The sequence below is a fragment of the Embleya sp. NBC_00896 genome (assembly GCF_045207785.1).
Taxonomy (GTDB): Bacteria; Actinomycetota; Actinomycetes; order Streptomycetales; family Streptomycetaceae; genus Embleya.
This window is the reverse complement of sequence record NZ_CP108777.1, coordinates 1,688,795-1,706,583: the sequence shown is the minus strand read 5'-3', so window position 1 is coordinate 1,706,583 and position 17,789 is coordinate 1,688,795. Positions and strand designations below refer to the sequence as shown.

General features: G+C 70.8%; 21 protein-coding genes. 15 read left to right on the top strand and 6 right to left on the bottom strand.

Annotated features, from left to right (window positions below):
* Positions 1-22 precede the first annotated feature (22 nt).
* From OG928_RS41025 to OG928_RS41005, 5 genes are all read left to right on the top strand, one after another.
* The gene (locus OG928_RS41025) at positions 23-562 is read left to right on the top strand and encodes a hypothetical protein (RefSeq protein ID WP_331768290.1); all 540 of its coding nucleotides are present in this window, start codon (positions 23-25) and stop codon (positions 560-562) included.
* A 92-nt stretch (positions 563-654) separates the two neighbouring features.
* The gene (locus tag OG928_RS41020; RefSeq protein ID WP_331767100.1) at positions 655-1,491 is read left to right on the top strand and encodes a DUF4097 family beta strand repeat-containing protein; all 837 of its coding nucleotides are present in this window, start codon (positions 655-657) and stop codon (positions 1,489-1,491) included.
* A gap of 96 nt (positions 1,492-1,587) precedes the next feature.
* The gene (locus OG928_RS41015; protein WP_331767099.1) at positions 1,588-2,556 is read left to right on the top strand and encodes an ATP-binding cassette domain-containing protein; all 969 of its coding nucleotides are present in this window, start codon (positions 1,588-1,590) and stop codon (positions 2,554-2,556) included.
* Between the two features lie 274 nt (positions 2,557-2,830).
* Positions 2,831-3,709, top strand: coding sequence for a hypothetical protein (locus OG928_RS41010; RefSeq protein WP_331767098.1), 879 nt, complete (start codon positions 2,831-2,833; stop codon positions 3,707-3,709).
* Positions 3,706-3,834 carry a hypothetical protein gene (locus OG928_RS41005; RefSeq protein ID WP_331767097.1) on the top strand — a complete coding sequence of 43 codons (129 nt, stop codon included), beginning with the start codon at positions 3,706-3,708 and terminating at the stop codon, positions 3,832-3,834. The genes OG928_RS41010 and OG928_RS41005 overlap by 4 nt, the downstream gene beginning before the upstream one ends.
* Before the next feature lie 31 nt (positions 3,835-3,865).
* On the opposite strand, the gene OG928_RS41000 is transcribed toward OG928_RS41005, so the two are convergent.
* Positions 3,866-4,153, bottom strand: a complete 288-nt coding sequence (locus tag OG928_RS41000; protein WP_331767096.1) for a DUF3303 family protein — start codon at positions 4,151-4,153, stop codon at positions 3,866-3,868.
* 371 nt (positions 4,154-4,524) lie between these two features.
* Here OG928_RS41000 and OG928_RS40995 point away from each other — a divergent pair, with 371 nt between their 5' ends.
* A complete protein-coding gene (locus OG928_RS40995) occupies positions 4,525-5,466 on the top strand; it encodes a YihY/virulence factor BrkB family protein (RefSeq protein WP_331767095.1) in 942 nt (313 codons plus the stop codon).
* Positions 5,467-5,538: 72 nt separating this feature from the next.
* Here OG928_RS40995 and OG928_RS40990 read toward each other — a convergent pair whose 3' ends face one another.
* Positions 5,539-6,108: a DoxX family protein gene (locus tag OG928_RS40990; RefSeq protein WP_331767094.1), complete on the bottom strand. Its 570-nt coding sequence runs from the start codon at positions 6,106-6,108 to the stop codon at positions 5,539-5,541.
* 91 nt (positions 6,109-6,199) lie between these two features.
* Here OG928_RS40990 and OG928_RS40985 point away from each other — a divergent pair, with 91 nt between their 5' ends.
* On the top strand, positions 6,200-6,760 hold the full coding sequence (locus OG928_RS40985; RefSeq protein ID WP_331767093.1) for a 2'-5' RNA ligase family protein: 561 nt from the start codon (positions 6,200-6,202) through the stop codon (positions 6,758-6,760).
* A gap of 120 nt (positions 6,761-6,880) precedes the next feature.
* Here OG928_RS40985 and OG928_RS40980 read toward each other — a convergent pair whose 3' ends face one another.
* Positions 6,881-7,321, bottom strand: a complete 441-nt coding sequence (locus tag OG928_RS40980) for an Lrp/AsnC family transcriptional regulator (RefSeq protein WP_331767092.1) — start codon at positions 7,319-7,321, stop codon at positions 6,881-6,883.
* A gap of 229 nt (positions 7,322-7,550) precedes the next feature.
* Between OG928_RS40980 and OG928_RS40975 the strand changes: the two genes are divergently transcribed.
* On the top strand, positions 7,551-9,038 hold the full coding sequence (locus tag OG928_RS40975) for a YibE/F family protein (RefSeq protein ID WP_331767091.1): 1,488 nt from the start codon (positions 7,551-7,553) through the stop codon (positions 9,036-9,038).
* Between the two features lie 84 nt (positions 9,039-9,122).
* Here the strand turns inward: OG928_RS40975 and OG928_RS40970 are convergent, their stop codons facing one another.
* A complete protein-coding gene (locus OG928_RS40970; protein WP_331767090.1) occupies positions 9,123-9,335 on the bottom strand; it encodes a DUF4287 domain-containing protein in 213 nt (70 codons plus the stop codon).
* Positions 9,336-9,649: 314 nt separating this feature from the next.
* On the opposite strand from OG928_RS40970, the gene OG928_RS40965 reads away from it, so the two are divergent.
* The 3 genes from OG928_RS40965 to OG928_RS40955 all read left to right on the top strand — a co-directional run bounded on the left by OG928_RS40965 (position 9,650) and on the right by OG928_RS40955 (position 12,956).
* Positions 9,650-9,973: a YciI family protein gene (locus OG928_RS40965; RefSeq protein ID WP_331767089.1), complete on the top strand. Its 324-nt coding sequence runs from the start codon at positions 9,650-9,652 to the stop codon at positions 9,971-9,973.
* Positions 9,974-10,004: 31 nt separating this feature from the next.
* Positions 10,005-11,987 (top strand): DUF6596 domain-containing protein, encoded by a 1,983-nt coding sequence (locus tag OG928_RS40960; RefSeq protein WP_331768289.1) that lies wholly within the window; start codon positions 10,005-10,007, stop codon positions 11,985-11,987.
* Positions 11,988-12,359: 372 nt separating this feature from the next.
* Positions 12,360-12,956, top strand: a complete 597-nt coding sequence (locus OG928_RS40955; RefSeq protein WP_331767088.1) for a dihydrofolate reductase family protein — start codon at positions 12,360-12,362, stop codon at positions 12,954-12,956.
* Between the two features lie 225 nt (positions 12,957-13,181).
* Here OG928_RS40955 and OG928_RS40950 read toward each other — a convergent pair whose 3' ends face one another.
* The gene (locus tag OG928_RS40950) at positions 13,182-14,036 is read right to left on the bottom strand and encodes an NAD(P)H-binding protein (RefSeq protein ID WP_331767087.1); all 855 of its coding nucleotides are present in this window, start codon (positions 14,034-14,036) and stop codon (positions 13,182-13,184) included.
* Positions 14,037-14,331: 295 nt separating this feature from the next.
* Here OG928_RS40950 and OG928_RS40945 point away from each other — a divergent pair, with 295 nt between their 5' ends.
* The 3 genes from OG928_RS40945 (at position 14,332) to OG928_RS40935 (ending at position 16,113) form a co-directional block, all read left to right on the top strand.
* On the top strand, positions 14,332-14,790 hold the full coding sequence (locus OG928_RS40945) for a chaplin (protein ID WP_406291655.1): 459 nt from the start codon (positions 14,332-14,334) through the stop codon (positions 14,788-14,790).
* Between the two features lie 142 nt (positions 14,791-14,932).
* The gene (locus OG928_RS40940) at positions 14,933-15,544 is read left to right on the top strand and encodes an XRE family transcriptional regulator (RefSeq protein WP_331767086.1); all 612 of its coding nucleotides are present in this window, start codon (positions 14,933-14,935) and stop codon (positions 15,542-15,544) included.
* 17 nt (positions 15,545-15,561) lie between these two features.
* On the top strand, positions 15,562-16,113 hold the full coding sequence (locus OG928_RS40935) for a GNAT family N-acetyltransferase (protein ID WP_331768288.1): 552 nt from the start codon (positions 15,562-15,564) through the stop codon (positions 16,111-16,113).
* Positions 16,114-16,261: 148 nt separating this feature from the next.
* Here the strand turns inward: OG928_RS40935 and OG928_RS40930 are convergent, their stop codons facing one another.
* A complete protein-coding gene (locus OG928_RS40930) occupies positions 16,262-16,501 on the bottom strand; it encodes a hypothetical protein (RefSeq protein WP_406291653.1) in 240 nt (79 codons plus the stop codon).
* A gap of 433 nt (positions 16,502-16,934) precedes the next feature.
* Between OG928_RS40930 and OG928_RS40925 the strand changes: the two genes are divergently transcribed.
* Positions 16,935-17,726 carry a hypothetical protein gene (locus OG928_RS40925; protein ID WP_331767084.1) on the top strand — a complete coding sequence of 264 codons (792 nt, stop codon included), beginning with the start codon at positions 16,935-16,937 and terminating at the stop codon, positions 17,724-17,726.
* The last annotated feature ends 63 nt before the right edge of the window (positions 17,727-17,789 follow it).

Below are 17,789 nucleotides of genomic sequence, written 5' to 3'. Positions count from 1 at the left end.
GCATCTCTGCCATACTGGCGTCATGGATCTCACGCCCTACGTCGCCGGTCTCCGCCACGAGCTCGCCGTCGCCGCGGACGCCCGCGGAGACGCGGCGCGCGCCCTGGCCGATCAACTCACCGCGCCCTTGGAGTCGGCCGCCCGGCTCACCCTGCTGAACGCGCTCTCCGCCGCCATGGACGAGGTCACCGGCGACCTGGCACCGGGCTCGGTCCACGTCCGACTGCGCGGGCTGGACCCGGAGTTCGTGGTCACGCCGCCGCCGACGCACGAGTCCTACGGTGGGGCGGCCGAGGAAGTCGGGGGCGCGCGGCACAGTGTGCGGGTGCCCATGCCGCCGGTCCCTCCGGACGGCGACGAGGGCGGCATGGCGCGGATCAACTTCCGCCTGCCCGCCCACCTCAAGACCCGGGTCGAGGAGGCCGCGGGGCAGGAGGGCCTGTCCGTCAACGCGTGGCTGGGCCGGGCCGTCGCGTCCGCGCTGGCACCCGGCAACCGGGGCCACCCGCCGATACGCAGCCGCCACGGGGGCGGGCAGGGCTACACGGGCTGGGTCGATTAGGCCCGGTTCGGATGGCGCCACCCGGTACTTCACATCCGCCCGCCCCGGCGGCGGGAACGCACACGACACGCAGCCACGAGAACGGGACAGCCATGCCTGGTTTCGACACGCCCGAACCGATCTCGGCCACCCTCGAATTCGAGGTCGGATCCGCCCGGATCATCGCGAGCAAGCGCACCGACACGGTCGTCGAGGTCTCGCCGACCGACAACACCGAAGGCGCCGACGTACGGGCCGCGGAACTGACCAAAGTCACCTGCTCGGACGGCCGATTGCTGGTCAAGGGACCCAAGAAGCGCTCGCTGTTCGGCAGGAGCGGGTCGATCGACGTGCGCGTCGAGCTGCCGGCCGGCTCCGACGTTCAGGGCACCTCGCCGCTGGCCGACTACACCTGCACGGGCCTGCTCGGGGACTGCCGGCTCAAGACCTCCATCGGCGACGTGCGGGTGGCCGAGGCCAGGACCGTGTACCTCAAGACCGACCACGGCGACATCCACCTGGAGCGCGCGACGGGCGACACCGAGGTCTTCGGAGCGGGCCGCATCGAGGTCGGCAGGATCGCGGGCGCGGTCACGACCAAGAACGTCAACGGCGAGACCACGATCGGCGAGGTCACCGGCGACCTGCGGGCGAAGTCGTCCAACGGCCGGATCTCGATCGGCGTCGCGCACGCCGGAGTTGATGCCAAGTCCGCCCACGGCGGCATCCGGGTCGGCGAGGTCGCGCGCGGCCGGATCGTGCTCCAGACCGCCGCGGGTGACCTCGAGGTCGGCATCCGTGAGTCCACCAGCGCCTGGCTTGAGGTGAACACCCGCCTCGGCAGTGTGCGCAACGCCCTCGAATCGTCCGAGAGCCCCGGAGCCGCCAAGGAGAAGGTCGAGGTGCGCGCCCGCACCGCCGTCGGAGACATCGTGATCCGCCGCGCCTGACCGTTCCCCGCCGCCCTACGGAAGACCGCCCCACCGCACTACCGCCTACCGCCTACCGGAAGGCCGCCACGACCCGGAAGGAGGGACGTCACGGCCATGGCCGCGTCTCCCACAACCACCCGTCCGGCGGCGATCACAGCCGTCGGGTTGGCCAAGTCCTACGGCGACAAGGTGGTGCTCGACGGCATCGACCTGTGTGTCCCCGAGGGCACGGTTTTCGCCCTGCTCGGCGCCGACGGCGCGGGTAAGACCACCACGGTGCGGATCCTCTCCACGCTCATCCGCGCGAGCGCCGGGGATGCCCGCGTTGCGGGCCACCACCTGCACCGCGACGCCGACGCCGTCCGCAAGGCGATCGGCGTCAGCGGACGGTTCTCGGCGGTGGACCGTCTGCTCACCGCCGAAGAGAACCTGATCCTCATGGCGGACCTGCACCACCTGGGCCGGCGCGAGGGCCGTCGGCGGGCCGCCGACCTGCTGCGCCGCTTCGAGCTGACCGGGGTGGCCGGCAAACCCGTCGCCGGCTTCCCGGGCGGTGTGCGGCGCATGCTCGACCTGGCGATGTCCCTGGTCGGCAGCCCGCGCGTGATCCTCCTCGACGAGCCGACCACCGGGCTCGACCCGCCGGGCCGTCGCACCGTATGGGAGCTCATCCGCCGCCTGGTCGCCGACGAGGGCATCACGATCTTCCTGACCACGCGGTACCTGGAGGAGGCCGATCGGCTCGCCGACCGCATCGCCGTCCTGGCTCACGGAAAGCTGGTCGCCGAGGGCACCGCGGACGAGCTGAAGCGGCGCCTTCCCGGCGGCCACATCCGCCTCCGCTTCACCGACGCGAGTCGACTCGCGTCGACGGCCGCCCTGTTCGACCTGATCACCGTGACGCGCGACCCCGAGGCGCTCACCCTGGACATCCCCACCGACGGCAGCGTCCTCACCCTTCGAGCCATTCTCGACATCCTGGACGACGCCTCGATCCAGGCCGACCGGCTCACCACCCACTCCCCCACCCCGGCCGACGCCTTCCTCACCTTGACCCGCCGCCTCGACACCGCCGACCGCTGATACTCCACCAGCGGTTCGCGATCCAGCCTGGTCGGAGGCGTTGCCGGGAGTGTAGGGAAGGTGCAGCGGAGCGCCTCCGGGGATGGTGAACGTCACCGGCCCGAGGTACTTCGCCCCAGTTCCACACAAGCCAAAATGCGCAGCGTCGCCATCGCTGTCCGGATAGTCGTGGCAGTCGGCTCCAGTTCTACTTAGCCCATGATGATCATGGCCGAATCGATGCGGCATCGGCTGGAAACCGACGCCATGCCGTCGCGACTCAAGGACGTGTGAGGTGAGCGGCAGATGGGCCGCACGCTCCCCGCTGCACGTCCTCGCGGCGCTTGCCTGTGCGACGACCCTCGCCCTGGCCGGGTGCGCGGCCGGAGATGACGAAGCCGCGGCCGGGAAAGCGGCAGCGTCGGAGTCGCCCCGCGCCCCGCAGTCCTTGGAACAGGGGCCGCCACCGTCGATCCCGGCGCCCCGGCAGCTCGCCGACATGCACGGGCAGCTCCTTCCGATCGAGCCTTACCTCCTCGACCTCGACCAGATGCGGCTCATCCAGAACGCTCGGAGCGTCCTCGTCTCCACATGCCTCAAGCGGCGCGGATTCGATGTCACCCTCCCCGTCGCGGCGGCCGGCGCCGGTCCCAATACCCAGTCGGAGATGCGGTACGGGGCAGACCGGGCGGCGGCCGCGCAGTACGGGTATCGGGAGCCCGGCGCGGTACAGCAGCCCGTGCCGCCGTCGATGTCGGCCGCCGCACGGGAGGCACTGGCCGGCAAAGGCGGCTGCGTCGAGGAGGTCGACGCCGAGTTCGCCGCCAAGGGCCTGTTGGCCCAGGACCCCGATGTCGTGGTGAACATCAACGTGGACAACATGCAGCACTCGATCCGGGACGAGCGGGTCACCACCGCGTTCCGGGCCTGGTCCGACTGTATGCGCGCCAAGGGCTTCGACTACGCCACGCCCATGGACGCGTCGGCCGACCGGCGCTGGCAGCAGGGATCGACCGCATCACCACAGGAGATCGCCACTGCGGTCGCGCACAGCGATTGCATGCGTGACAACAACGTCGTCGGCACCTGGTTTGCCGTCGAATCCGCGTACGAGCAGCGGGACATCGACGCCCACCAGGCCGAACTCGCGGACCTCAAGAGCCGCACGGCATGACTGTGACCGTCGACGCGAGCGACACCGTCGACATCGCCTGGACCTACGCGCCGCCGATCCGCAGGGAAGCCATCGATCTCCCCTCGAAGCCTCGCCCGCGCACGCGATTGGCCGGCCCCTACTGAACTCTCCTACCGGCCTCTCCTGTGCTCTGGATCAATCCAGCGTCGCCAAGCCCCTCAGGAGGTCTTCGAGGTTCATTACCGGCTGGATGGAGACCTTCGCGCCCATCAGGAAGAACGGCTCCGCGACCTTTGGCATCTCCGAGGAGTCCTGCATGTCGAAGACGATGTAACAGCAGCGGTCGCCCTCGGTGGGGGTGAAGTAGGCCGCCTCCGGTTGGAGTTGCTCGATGATGGCCTTGATCGTGTCCGCCATCGGCTTCCCGGCGCTCGCCTGGTTGTAGGCCTCGCTGTTCAGCCGGGCCCTGATCACCATGCGCATGAAACTCACCTGATCTCGCGTACGGGACGCGCTCGGATCTCGCCCGTCGCACCTCGGGCCGGCCGAAGGCCGATACGCAGTGACGCGCGTCAACCCGTGTCGGCGCACGGCCAAGCGTCCCGGCGTCTCCCAGCGATCGGACGCGGCCTACGCCGTGCCTTCTTCTCGTCGTCTCCTCAAGGAGTACAGCCGCCCGCACTTGCGTTTCGCTTGGCGGCGCCGGCGGCCGCCCGCGCCGATCGCGCCGATCGCGCCCCCGGCGGCGTTTCGCCCGGACCGGCGTGGCAGGCTTCGGCGGTTGGGGACGCGCGGGGGCGGCCGATGGGGACGCGCGGCTTCGGCGCTGCGGGGCAACGGGGAGATGGTGGCAGGTGGGTACGGCGACGCGGGTTCCGCAGACGCGGGACATGATCGGCTCGGAGCTGTCGGCGGACGAGGCGTGGATGACGCTCCGCCGGTACGGAAATTGGGCGTTGGTGCGCGACGCGTTCCTGCGCTTTCGGTACGCCGACGGGTTCACCCACTCGCGCGCGCTCGCGCTGCAGGTGGTGCTGTCCATCCTGCCGCTCGCGATCGCCGTGGTCGGTCTGTCCCGGATCGTGCACACCGAGGACTTCGGTCGAGTGGTGTCGCTCGTGATCGGGCGGCTGTCCTCCGGGCCGAGTTCGAGCGTCGTCGAGGACACGCTGCAAGGCGCGAGCGAGGGCAGCGCCCTGGCGATGTCTCTGGGGCTGGCGTTCGCGCTGGTCAACATCGCCACGGCGATGTCGGCGATCGAGCGCGGCGCGAACCGCATCTACGGCGCCGAGCGCGACCGCCCGTTCCAGCACAAGTACGGGCGCGCGCTCGGCATGACCGTGATCGTGGGCATCCCGCACGGCATCGGGTCGGTTCTGGCGGTGGCCGGCGGCGCGATCGTCGACGCGATGGCGGAGGTCTACGGCTGGGGCGACACCCAGCGGGCGGTGTGGACGGCGTTGTACTGGCCGATCGGCATCACGCTCGCGCTGCTGTCCGCGTGCGCGATCTTCCGTTGGTCGCCGCGCCGGCGCCAACCCGGGTTCACCTGGCTGGCGTTCGGCGCGGCGGTGTATCTGGGGTTGTGGACCCTCGCGACCTGGCTACTCAGCCTGTACGTGCAGGTCAGCGGTTCGTTCGACCGGGTCTACGGCCCGCTGAGCTCCTTCGTGTTGCTGATCCTGTGGGTGTACGTGACCTCGATCGCGCTGTTCCTGGGCCTGGCGTTCGCGGCTCAGCTGGAGGCGGTGCGCGCGCACATCAAGGAGCCGATCGAGCCGGACCCGGGCGTGTGAGCCGGATGGGGTGAGGGCCGGGCGGGTCGAGCGCGGGCCGGACGCGTGGCGCCGGGCTGGGTCGCCCGCCCGTCAGTGGCTCGGTACCAGGTCGCCCACCCGATGCGCGAGCGCGCGCGGCGCGGCACCCACCCGATGGGCCGGCGCGCTCAGCGCGAAGCTCACCTTGGCCGCGCGCTTGCCGATCGCGACGTCGCGGCGGACGGTGTGCGCCGCGTGCCGGCTCCGCCACGCGAGTGAGGGTCGGCCGCGGGTGTCGGCGGCGGCGATCAGCAGGCCGCCCAGCAGCGAGAGGTTCTTCAGGAAGTGGACCCGCTGACCCGCCCGTTCCTTGTCGTCCTCGACCTCCCAGAACCGGTGCCCGGCCAGCGTCGTCGGCACCACCGTGGCCGCGAGCGCGAGCGCCGACAGGCGCGGCATCCGGCCCACTGCGAGCAGCGTCCCCGCGACCAATTGGATGCCGCCGTTCAGGCGGACCGCCGACTCCGGGTCGGCCGGCACGAACGGCACCCGATCGGCGACCCGCCGCACCAGGGGTTCGGCGGCCGGCACCACGCGTTCCGGACGGAGCAGGGTTTCGTACCCCTGCACCACGAAGATCGAAGCGAGCATGGGACGCGCGAAGGTTCTCAACACAGCCATGTCGGAACGAGTGCCCCCGGAAGGCACGACTCGAACCCGCCCATCCGCGCGATACACGGGTATGCGCGTCCGCGAACCGTAGACTGCCGGCATGGCCGAACGGTACGTCGAGAGTGCTCTCGTATTGCTCGTCCCCGACGTGGAGCGGAGCGTCGCGCCCTGGCGTGAACGGCACGACCCGCGGGCCGCCGACGGCATCCCCGCACACGTCACGGTGCTGTACCCGTGGCTGCCGCCCGCGGACATCGGCCCCGCCGACCTCGACGCGCTCGCCGTGATCGCCGCCGGGCAAGAGCCGCTCGAACTGGTCTTCAACCGGGTCGGCCGGTTCCACCGGGGCCTGTGGCTCGCCCCCGATCCGGCGGCGCCGGTGCTGCGCCTGACCGAGGCGGTGACGGCGCGCTGGCCCGACTATCCCCCGTACGGCGGCGCGTACATCGACGACCCCGACGACATCGGCCCGCACCTGACCCTCGCCCTCGGCCAGGGCCCCGAGGAACTACAGGCCCTGGCCGACGAGGTGACGACCCGGTTGCCGCTGACCGCGCGTGTCGACCGCCTCGACCTGGTGGTCGGCGACGCCGACGGGCAGTGGTTCATGCGGGAGTCGTTCCCGTTCGGAGCGGACGCGGCAACCAAGCCGGCGCCGTAGCCGCGCACTTGGTCCGCTTTATGGGGCCGAAGTCGGCTCGGAACCCGGCGTGGAAGTCGGTCTCGCAGTCGGCTTCGGGCCGGGGCGGGGCCGGGGCCGAAGCCGCCCGGAGCCCGGTGGTCAGCTCTCGCGGGTCCACGAGCCCAGGACCATGAGGGTCTTGGTGCCGGTGACGTTGCCGTTGCGGCGCAGGTGGTCGATGACCTGCTGAAGGTGTGTGATGTCGCGGACCCGGACGTGGATGAGCGCGTCGGGATCACCCGCGATCGTGTACACCGCCTGGACCTCGGGCGCGTCGGTGGCGGTGCGGACGATCTCGCTGACCGGCATGCTCCCGGGGTAGCGCAGTTCGGTGAACGCCTCGACGCCCCAGCCCAGCTTGGCGTGGTCGATCTGGACCGTGAAGCCGGTGATCACGCCCTCCTCGCGGAGCCGGTCCACACGGCGCTTGACCGCCGCGACCGACAGGCCGATCTGGCCCGCCATCTCGGAGAACGTCCGCCGCCCGTCCTCGCGCAACATGCGCAGGATGGTGTGGTCGATGCTGTCGATCTCGGCCATGTCGGCGCTCCCACCTCGGCGCTGCGCGCGCAAACGATCAGCCATGACAATGGCTGGTAGGCAAGAATATTGCGGCCGGGGCCGGATTGACCACAAGTTGCTTGCGCGGCCGGGCGGGGCGGGCGCCAACCGGCGGGACCGCTCGGGCGCCGGATGCGGGTGGCTGGGCCCGGTACGCTTCCGCCGGGCTCTCGGACGACGTGTCGACCGGGTCGGGAGGGGCTGCGCCATGGGCAGGACACGAAGGGGTCGCGGCGACGCGGATGACGAAGCCGATTCGCATCGCGGGCACGCGCCCGGGCACGGCCACGGGCACTCGCACGCCCACGCGCACGGTCCGGCCTCGCCGGTGTCGACGCGGCTGCGGCGGATGGTGGCGGCGGTGCTGATCCCGTTCGCGGCGGCGGTCGTCGTGGGCCTGGTGCTGCTTTGGCCGAGCGGCACGCCGGCGCATCAGCGTACGGGCGTGGGCTTCGACCTGGAGACCCGGGACGGACGGGTCACCAGGATCGAGGAGTTGTCCTGCGCGCAGGCCGACGCCGAGGCGTTCGGCGGCGAAGCGAGCGGGACGGGCGGCACCGGCGGTGCGAACGACTCGCCCGGCACCGGGGCCGGCGGCGAAGCCGTATCGCCCGCGGCCGACGGCGGGGCGGGAACACCGGGCGATCTGCCCTGGCCACCCCCCACCCTCGGCGCCTCGCCGGCGACCGGCCCGCCCGCTGCGTGCCGCAAGGCCACCATCGAGGTGACCACCGGCGCCGACAGGGGCCGCCTGGTCACCGAAGTCGTCCGGCCCGAACAGCTCCGCCGCTTCACGGTCGGGCAGGGGGTCGTGCTCGCGTACTCCCCGGAGGCGCCGGAAGACCTCCGCTACTCGGTCGTCGACGTGCATCGCGGTCCACCGATGCTGCTGCTCGCCGGACTGTTCGCGGCCGCGGTCATCCTGGTCGGCCGACTGCGCGGGCTGACCGCGCTGATCGCGTTGGCGATCAGCTTCGCGGTGCTGTCCTTCTTCATTCTTCCGGCCATCCTGCACGGCTCGAACCCGCTGCTCGTCGCGGTCGTCGGCGGCAGCGCGATCATGTTCGTCGCCCTGTACCTGTGCCACGGCGTCTCCACGCGCACCTCGGTCGCGGTGGTCGGCACGCTCGTCTCGCTGTCGCTGATCGGCCTGCTCGGCTCGCTGTTCATCGGGTGGACCCACCTGACGGGCAACACCTCCGACGAGACCGGCCTCGTGCACGTGCTCTATCCCGACATCGACATCCGCGGCCTGCTGCTCGCCGGGTTCATCATCGGATCCCTCGGCGTGCTCGACGATGTGACGGTCACGCAGACCTCGGCCGTGTGGGAGCTCAAGCAGGCGGCCCCGACCATGTCGGCCCGTCGGCTGTACCGCGCGGGCATCCGAATCGGCCGCGACCACATCGCGTCGACGGTCAACACGCTGGTCCTGGCGTACGCGGGCGCGGCCCTGCCGTTGCTGCTGCTGTTCTCGATCGCCCGGCGGGACGTCCTCGACGTCGCGTCCAGCGAGATCGTCGCCCAGGAGATCGCCCGCACTCTGGTCGGCAGCATCGGCCTGGTCGCCTCCGTCCCGGTCACCACGGCGCTGGCCGCGGTCCTGGCCGCGGCCGACCACACCTCCCCCGCCAAGCCGACCACCCCCGACGCACCCCCGACCGGCCGAGGCCGACACCGGGGCAAGGGCCGCTGACCGCGCGGATCATCGCCGGTGTCGTCGGGGTGCGACCGCCGGTCGGGCGCACCCCGGCTTCCGGATCGCCCCGGTGCAGAGAGGTCACTTACCGAGGTCTTCGGTGAGGGTGTGCTTGACGAGGGCGGTGGCGTGGCCGTGCCCCAGTCCGTACTCGGCCTTGAGCCAGGAGACGAGCTCCATGTGCTTGGTCAGGGGAGAGGACCGGATGAGGACCATCCACTCCCCGATCGGGCGGCCGTACTTCTTCTCGATCGAAGGGAAGTAGCTGGCGGGGCCGTTCGCCGATGCGGTCATGTCGCAGTCCATTTCTCTCGATGCCTGGTGATCTCGGATTGTCCATTTTTGTTTGCGCACTGTCGACGGGCGGGACGGGCGGGCCGCCACAGGTCTCGCCTACCGCTGCGCTGACGGTGGAGTGGGTCGCGGTGGAGTGGGTCGCGGTGGAGTGGGTCGCGGTGGTGTGGGTCGCGGTGCGGTGTGTTTCGGTGCTCGCCATTTCGTCGATCGGGCGATGTGACAGGGAACGCTAGGATTCCCTGTCACATCGGCCGATCGACGTGTTGGTGCATCCCGGCGGCAGACCGGGCGAGAGGAAAGCGGGAGTTCCCATGCGCTATCTGATGATGTCCAAGGCGTCCGAGACCGCCCCCGACGAGAAGCTCTTCGCCGAAATGGGCGCCTTCATAGAGGAGTTGAGCGCCGCAGGCGTCCTCCTGGCCACCGGCGGCCTGGAGCCGGCCGGCGTCCGGCTGGTTTCTTCCGGCGGCGAGATCACCGTGACGGACGGGCCGTTCGCCGAGTCCAAGGAAGCGGTGGTCGGCTTCGCCCTGGTCGAGGTGCGCTCCAAGGAGGAGGCGATCGAGCTGGGCCGCCGGTTCCGGCGGATCGTCGGCGACGGCGAGAGCGTGATCCAGCAGGTGTTCGGCCCGTGATCCGGACAGGGGCGGAGCCGTCGCCGTGTCCGTGACGGAGGTCCACCGCACGGTCGACGCGATCTGGAAGATGGAGTCGGCCCGGATCATCGCCGCACTCACTCGCATGGTGCGAGACGTCGGCGTTGCCGAGGAGCTGGCCCAGGACGCGCTGGTCGCGGCGCTTGAGCAATGGCCCGAGTCGGGTGTTCCGGACAACCCGGGCGCCTGGCTCACCACCATCGCCAAGCGCCGCGCCGTCGACCACATCCGGCGGAACCGGCGGCTGGAGGAGCGCGGCGAGCAGCTCGCGCGCGACTTGGAACAGGGACAGGGGCCCGGGGGCGCGGAGTCGGATGCCGCGTCCGATCAGGACGACGTACTGCGGCTGATGTTCGTGTCCTGCCACCCGGTCCTGCCGACCGAGGCGCGAGCGGCGTTGACCCTTCGGCTTCTGGGTGGGCTGAGCGCGTCCGAGATCGCCCGGGCGTTCCTCACCGTCGAGCCGCTGATCGCCCGGCGGATCGCGGCGGCGAAGCGCACCCTGGCCGAGGAACGGGTGCCGTTCGAGCTTCCGGACGGTGCCGAGTTGGCCGAGCGGCTGACGTCCGTGCTGGAGGTCGTCTATCTGATCTTCAACGAGGGATACTCGGCGACCTCCGGCGACGATCTGATGCGGCCCGGCCTGTGCCTGGAGGCGCTGCGGCTCGGCCGGCTGCTGGCCGATTCGGCGCCGCACGAGGCCGAAGTGCACGGGCTGGTGGCGCTGATGGAGATCCAGGCATCGCGTGCGGCGGCGCGGACCGGCCCGTCGGGCGAACCCGTACCGCTGCACGCGCAGAATCGGGGACGCTGGGACCAGCTGCTGATCCGGCGCGGGTTCGCGGCGATGCTCCGGGCCCGGGCGGCGGGCGGTGGCGCCGGCCCGTACGTGTTGCAGGCGGCCATCGCGGTCTGCCACGCGCAGGCGCGTACCGCCGAAGCAACCGACTGGGCACGGATCGCCGGGCTGTACGAGGCGCTGGTCCGACTGCTGCCGACGCCGGTGGTGCGGCTCAACCGGGCCGTGGCCGTGGGCATGGCGCACGGCCCCGCGGCGGGGCTGGCCCTGACCGACGAGCTGGTCTCGGAACCGACGCTGCGGGATTACCACCTGCTGCCCGGCGTCCGGGGCGACCTCCTGCTGCGGCTGGGGCGGAACGAGGAGGCGCGGCGCGAGTTCGAGCGGTCGGCGATGCTCACGCGGAACGTGGCGGAGCGGGAGTTCTTGCGGCGCCGTGCGGAGGCCGTCCCGACGGACGACGTGGACGAGGCGGACGATGCTGCGTGCACGCTCGGGGAGGCGGTCGAGGCGTTCCTGGCCCGGGATGGGATGGCGCCGGGGACGGCTCGCTCCTACGGCCAGACGCTGCGGCGGTTGCGGCTGGCGTTGGGGGACGGTATGCCGGTGGCGTCGCTGACGGCCGATCAGGTGGCGGGCGTGTTCCGCACGGTGTGGGGCGGCGCGGCGGCGGCGACGTGGAATCGGCACGCGGCGGCGGTGCGGTCGTTCGGCGCGTGGGCGAAGGTTTCCGGGCTCGACGCGGGCCTCGGCCGGCGGGCGGGGCGGCGGCGGGATCGGCGGCCGGCGGCGTCGCCACTGGACGCGCAGTGGCTCGGGAAACTGGAAGTGCCGTTGCGGGAGCGGGCGTTGTGGACGCTGCTGCACGAGTCGGGCGCCGTGGTGGTCGCGGTGCTGGCGCTGAACGTGGAGGACCTGGAGCCGGCGGATCGGCGGGCCCGGCGCGGGGGCGGCCGCTGGGTGACGTGGCGGTCGGCGACGGCGGCCCTGCTACCGGAGTTGGTGGCGGGACGGACGCGGGGCCCGGTGTTCCTCGCGGAACGGCGGCCGGGCCCGGCACGGGCGGAGGTATTGGGCGCGCGGGACGTGTGTCCGGAGACCGGGCGGGGACGGCTCTCGTACGAGCGGGCGCAGTTCCTGTTCAAGTCGACGACGGGCCACACGCTGCGGCAGTTGAGGGGCATCCGCGGGTGAGTTGAGAGGCATCTCGATCACCCGGATACGTCGGCGTTTCTGATGGGCCGACCTGCCGCCCGGCATCGCCGCGAGCGGGGAGTCGGCATGCGTTCACCTCCATTCTATTGCAATGAGCTGGCGTTGGTTTTACGGTAATCGCCAATCTCATTGCAAACATCGATCGGCAACTACCTGCAATCTTTCGCCGTTTGACGAAAATAAAGTTTGAAAGAACGGTGAATGCAATGTAGCTTTCGAGTCGTTCCGAAGATCGGTTCGAGGCCACCCGTGCGATTCCGGGACGCAGGTCGTCGAGGGGTCGAGCGATCTCTGTGGCCGTACACCCAAGAAGTGGCCTACACCCAAAAACGAGGAAGAGGACCCAGTCCCATGCGCATCGTGGTCAGTGAGTTCATGAGCCTGGACGGCGTCGTGCAAGCCCCCGGACACCCCCAGGAAGACACCGACGGGGGCTTCGCCCACGGCGGCTGGTCGCAGCCGTTCTTCGACCCGGAGGTCGTCGGCGGCGCCTTCGCCGAAACGATGGCCAAGGCCGACGCGCTGCTGTTCGGGCGGCGCACCTGGCAGGCGATGGCCGCGGCGTGGCCGGCGCAGGCTGGCAACCCGATGGCCGACCAGTTGAACGCCGCTCGGAAGTACGTCGTCACCGACACGCTCGGCGATGCCGACCTGACGTGGGAGAACACCACTCGCATCCCCGGCGGCGAGGCCGTCGCCACGATCCGGAAAATGCGCGAGGCCGACGGTCGCGACCTGGCGATCACCGGCAGCGCCATGCTCGTGCGGACCCTCCTCGAGGAGGACCTGATCGACGAACTCCGGTTCATAGTCATGCCGGTGATCCTCGGCGGCGGAAAGACGGTCTTCCCCACCGACGGTGTACTGCGCTCGCTCAAGCTGACCTCGACAGTGGTCAGCGACGGGGGCGTGCACGTGTGCACCTACCAGCCGGCCGCCCAGGGCTAACCCCTGTCCGGTGAATCTCGTCGGCCCGCGCCGCGTGGCACACACGCGCCACGCGACGCGGGCCGATCCACCGAGATCCGGCTCCGCGGCCATGCGGCGGACGGTGTGGGCATGCGGCGTGGGCATGCGGTTCGGCCATCTCGCCGAAGGCGTCGCGCGTTGGGCACGCCCCGGGCAGGATGCCGGGGGCGTGACCGGGGCGGTGGGGACGCGAACGGTACGTCGTCACACCTTCCAGACGCCGCGGGCCGCGGCTTCGCGGGCGTAGTCGGAGAAGTCGCGGGGCGCGCGGCCCAGGGCCCGCTGCACGCCGTCGGACAGGTGCGCGTTGCGCCCGTCGAGCACCTCGCTGAAGAGGAAGGCGAGCAGGTCGATCACCTCGGCCGGGACCTGATACTCGGCCAGGACGGTCGTGTACGCGTCCAACGGGACCTGGACGAAGGGGATTTCACGTCCGGCGGCCCGCGCGATCTCGGCGACGGCGTCGGCGAAGGTCAGCAGGCGCGGGCCGGTCACCTCGTACACCTGACCGGTGTGGCCGTCCTCGGTCAGCGCGGCCACCGCGACGTCGGCGATGTCGTCCACGTCGATGAACGGCTCGCCCACGTCGCCGACCGGCAGCGCCACCTCGCCGGCGAGGATCGGGTCGAGGAACGCGCCCTCGTCGAAGTTCTGGGCGAAGAAGCTCGCCCGCACGATGGTCCATTCGGTGCCGGCGGCGCGGAGGCGGGCCTCGGCGTCCTGGGCCTCGGGCTCGCCCCGGCCGGACAGCAGGACCAGGTGGCGAACACCTTCGGCGGCGGCGATTTCGGCGAAGGCGCCGACCGCGTCCGCGCCGCCGGGGGCGGCCAGGTCGGGCTGGTAGGAGACGTACACACTGTCGACGCCCTCCAGCGCGGGCCGCCAGGTGCTGCGGTCCTCCCAGGTGAAGGGTACGGCCGCGGAGCGCGAGCCGATCCGGACCGAACGACCCAGCGCGGCCAGCCGCTCGGCGACCCGACGGCCGGTCTTGCCGGTGCCCCCGAGGACGAGCGTGGTGGCGTCGGTGGTGTTCGCGGTGTTGTTCTCGTTCGTCGTCATGCCCATATTCAAGTCGAACAGTATGAGACAGAACATGGTCGAGGATCGCAATTACATGTTCAATCGTCTAAGGATTCGCACAATCCCGGACGAATCGAAGAACTCACGGTCGTCCCCGCGCTGTTGCGAGCCGCGCCGGGCCGCGCCGGACCTCGTCGACCGCGCCGACCGCGCCGACCGGCACCGGCGAAGCGGGGCGGCCTCGTTGGTGCGGTCGGGTGGAGTCCCGGCTCCAATCAGGTGGAGATTCGTGTCGGGTCGCCTGTCCGCAACCGTGACCGCGTATCGGTTGTATATGAACAAAATCAGGAAAACAGTTCTTATTGCCAGTCTCGGCGTCTCGTTGACCATGGTGGGCGCAGGCTCCGCCGCGGCGGCGGGCGGTGAGAAGCCGTGTCCCAAGCCCGGCCACCACTCCAGCGATTGCAACAACAAACCCATGGGCACGCCGGATCACCATGAGAGCGGCAAGCCGAGCAAGCCCGAACACCAGGAGAGCAGCAAGCCCAGCAAGCCCGGTCACCACGAAGAGCACAGCACGCCCAGTCAGCACAGCGAGCACGGCAACTCCGGTCACGGGTCGCACGGCAACACGTGCATCAACCGCGGCGGGGCGAGCGCGCAAGGCGCCGCGGTCGGCTCCCCGGGCATCCTGTCCGGCAACAACATCCAGATCCCGATCAGCATCCCCATCAACATCTGCGGCAATTCCCTGAACATCGGCGGCCTGCTCAACGGCGCGGGCGGCAACTAGAAACCCGACGAAGACCTCGTAGACGGGCCGTCCGGCTTAAGGCCGGGCGGCCCTTCGCGCTGCGTGCGGCCCGAAACCGCGCAGGGACGGGAGCTTTCGGACACCAAAGCAAGGCTCTCATATATGGGATACAGTCTCGAATATGAGAACCGCCGGGGATGGGGAAGGGAACGCGGCATCCCAGAGCCGCGATTCCGCCGAGCACGTGGAGGCGCGCCTAGCCGGTCGGCTCGCGGAGCTTCGGACGGAGCGTGGCTGGTCACTGGATGAACTCGCGCGACGCACGGACGTGAGCCGGTCGACCCTGTCCCGGCTGGAGCGGGCGGAGATCAGCCCGACGGCGGCGCTGCTCGGCAGGTTGTGCGCGGCGTACGAGCGAACCATGTCGCAACTGTTGGCCGAGGTGGAGGCGGAGCCGCCGCAACTGGTTCGGGCCGAACGGCAGGCGGTGTGGCGGGACGAGGTGTCGGGCTTCACCCGCCGGTCGGTATCCCCGCCCCATCCGGGGCTGCGCGGCGAGGTGGTCGAGGGCATCCTGCGGCCCGGCGCGGACATCTCCTACGACGGTCCGCCGGTGCCGGGGCTTGAGCAGCACATCTGGGTGCTGGACGGCGTCCTCGAGGTCACCGCGGGCGGTCGCGCGCACCGGATCCGGGCCGGGGACTGCCTGCGTTTCCGGCTGTGGGATCGATCGCGCTTCCACTGCCCGGGCCCCGAACCGGTCCGCTACGTCCTGCTGATCGTCCTGCCGTGAACGTACCCGCCGCGAACATGGAGAAGGTCCCGTTGCCCACCATCACCCGCCTGACCGCCGATGACTTCCGGAGCCGCATACCGAGCCTGGCCGACCTGCTCGCGGACGTCGTGGCCGGCGGCTCCTCGCTCGGCTTCCTCGCCCCCTTCGACCGAAACGCGGCAGCGGCCTGGTGGGCGGCCCTGGAGCCCGCCGTCGCCAATGGCAACCTGGCCGTCTGGATCGCCGAGAACACCCAGGACACCAACGGCGGCACCGGCATCGCGGGCACCGTCAGCCTCGCCTTGGAGCCCAAGCCCAACGGCCGGCACCGCGCCGAGGTCGTCAAGCTCATGGTCCACCGCGACGCCCGCGGCCGGGGCCTGGGCCAAGCCCTCCTCACCACCGCCGAACAGGCCGCCGCCCGAGCCGGAGCCACGCTCCTGCTCCTGGATACCGAGGCCGACTCCGCCGCGGACCACCTCTACCGCACCACCGGCTGGACCCGATACGGCACGGTCCCGCAATACGCCGCCGGCCCGACGGGCTCCCTCCGGGACTGCAACTTCTATTACAAGCAGCTCTCCTGACCCACACCCACCGGATTGAACGAGCCGTCTGGCTGTCTCGGTCCATGGGCACGGCGGCACGGCGGCACGGCGCGCGGCCCGCGGCCGGTCGAGTATGGCCTCGCGGATGCGGCCCTTGATCGGCCCTTGGGCGCGCGACGGAGGCGCGTCAGCCCCAACATCGCCGTGCCCACCAGCCGTCGTCGAGTGGGGCGAACGGATCGGGCCAGGTCTGGGATATATAGAGGTCGTCGAGTGGTTGGACCATGCCGCGTAGCTCACGAGCGGCTCGTGGCGGCAGCGCGTGGAGGGCGAGTTCGAGCACCGCGCGCTCGTCGGTTGTGTAGTACGGATTGCACAACGGGCAACCGCACCCACCCGAGAGGGCCAGGCCGGGGCGACGGGCCACTCGCGACCACCGCCGAAGTGCCTGGGCGACCGCGCCGGACCAGAGGCGGTCCCGTTCGAGGCGGGCGATCGCGCCGGCGAGCAGGCCGGAGCCATGTGCCAGGCCGCGTTGCGGAGTTCCGGGTGAACGCCGCTGTGAGTAACGACTGGTACGACGCACCCGGGACGGCCGATTACGCGGCATCGTCCCTTCTGATCGGCTTCTTCATGAGCGCAGCATGCCAGTTCGACCCTTTGCTCCGCGCGCGAATTCTCGGGGCGGTAAGGGCGGGCGGAGACGCAACCCGGCGGGGATCCTGCCGCCGGCAATTCGCGTGCGCACTGGGGCCTGCACCCGTGCCGGGTGTGGGGGCAGCCGGATTCTGATGTGGCGTCAACTTCCTTAGGTTCGAGGGAAGTCACCGGCATCCTGCCGAACCGAGGAGACGATCGACGTGCACCGCAAGAGGAACCGCAAGCTCGCCGAGGTCGCCGTCTGTGCCGGGCTCGCGCTCGGCGCCGTGGGTCTGTCCGCCGCGCCGGCGCTCGCCGACGGTCGACCGGCGGAACGTACCGCGGCGGCCGAAACGGCCCTGCCCACCTTCGACTTCAGCGACTGTCCCGAGCTGCCCGCCAACGCCGACCCCGACAAATGGCGGTGCGAGGTGATGATCGCCACCGGTGACATCCGGCTCGGTGGACTCACCGTCCCGATCCGCACGCCGATGACCATCACCCATTCCGAAGGCCCCCTACCCGACGGCACGACCGGCCAGGTCTTCGGCGCGATGCACGCGGCGCCGAGCCCCGCGGCGGGCGGCCTGCTCAACATCCCGGGGCTGCCCGAGCGAGCGCCCCTGCTCGGCGTGAACGTCGAGACCAGGTACGGCGGTTGGTTCGACTTCATCTCCCATGGCACCTCGGCCGGCGGCCTGGACGTGACCTTCGCCCTGAGCGGCCCGCTGCTCCCGAAGGGCTGCACGATCGGCACCGCGGAGCGCCCGGTCCGGCTGACCATGATGCGCAAGGGCAGCAACGAGTGGGTATCCAAGGACCCGCCCATCCTCAAGGGCACAATCTGGGACACCACCCTCACCGTCCCCGCCGCCACCGACTGCGGCCCCTTGGGCCCCGTCCTGAACCACCGCAACGGCCTCCCCGCACCCACCGGCGCGAGCGCCGTCACATTCGACGGCCAGTACACGTTCAAGACCTACACCCAACTACACCCAACCCCACCGAAGTAGAAGTAGAAGCAGAAGTAGAAGCAGAACCAGCAACAACACCACAGCGGAACGGCATCGCCCCGT

Bases quoted from the DNA above. Each gene is read 5' to 3' on its own strand.
- OG928_RS41025 (WP_331768290.1), top strand. From the start codon at position 23: ATGGATCTCACGCCCTACGTCGCCGGTCTCCGCCACGAGCTCGCCGTC.
- OG928_RS41020 (WP_331767100.1), top strand. From the start codon at position 655: ATGCCTGGTTTCGACACGCCCGAACCGATCTCGGCCACCCTCGAATTC.
- OG928_RS41015 (WP_331767099.1), top strand. From the start codon at position 1,588: ATGGCCGCGTCTCCCACAACCACCCGTCCGGCGGCGATCACAGCCGTC.
- OG928_RS41005 (WP_331767097.1), top strand. From the start codon at position 3,706: ATGACTGTGACCGTCGACGCGAGCGACACCGTCGACATCGCCTGGACC.
- OG928_RS41000 (WP_331767096.1), bottom strand. From the start codon at position 4,153: ATGCGCATGGTGATCAGGGCCCGGCTGAACAGCGAGGCCTACAACCAG.
- OG928_RS40990 (WP_331767094.1), bottom strand. From the start codon at position 6,108: ATGGCTGTGTTGAGAACCTTCGCGCGTCCCATGCTCGCTTCGATCTTC.
- OG928_RS40985 (WP_331767093.1), top strand. From the start codon at position 6,200: ATGGCCGAACGGTACGTCGAGAGTGCTCTCGTATTGCTCGTCCCCGAC.
- OG928_RS40980 (WP_331767092.1), bottom strand. From the start codon at position 7,321: ATGGCCGAGATCGACAGCATCGACCACACCATCCTGCGCATGTTGCGC.
- OG928_RS40975 (WP_331767091.1), top strand. From the start codon at position 7,551: ATGGGCAGGACACGAAGGGGTCGCGGCGACGCGGATGACGAAGCCGAT.
- OG928_RS40970 (WP_331767090.1), bottom strand. From the start codon at position 9,335: ATGACCGCATCGGCGAACGGCCCCGCCAGCTACTTCCCTTCGATCGAG.
- OG928_RS40965 (WP_331767089.1), top strand. From the start codon at position 9,650: ATGCGCTATCTGATGATGTCCAAGGCGTCCGAGACCGCCCCCGACGAG.
- OG928_RS40955 (WP_331767088.1), top strand. From the start codon at position 12,360: ATGCGCATCGTGGTCAGTGAGTTCATGAGCCTGGACGGCGTCGTGCAA.
- OG928_RS40950 (WP_331767087.1), bottom strand. From the start codon at position 14,036: ATGACGACGAACGAGAACAACACCGCGAACACCACCGACGCCACCACG.
- OG928_RS40945 (WP_406291655.1), top strand. From the start codon at position 14,332: ATGAACAAAATCAGGAAAACAGTTCTTATTGCCAGTCTCGGCGTCTCG.
- OG928_RS40940 (WP_331767086.1), top strand. From the start codon at position 14,933: ATGAGAACCGCCGGGGATGGGGAAGGGAACGCGGCATCCCAGAGCCGC.
- OG928_RS40935 (WP_331768288.1), top strand. From the start codon at position 15,562: ATGGAGAAGGTCCCGTTGCCCACCATCACCCGCCTGACCGCCGATGAC.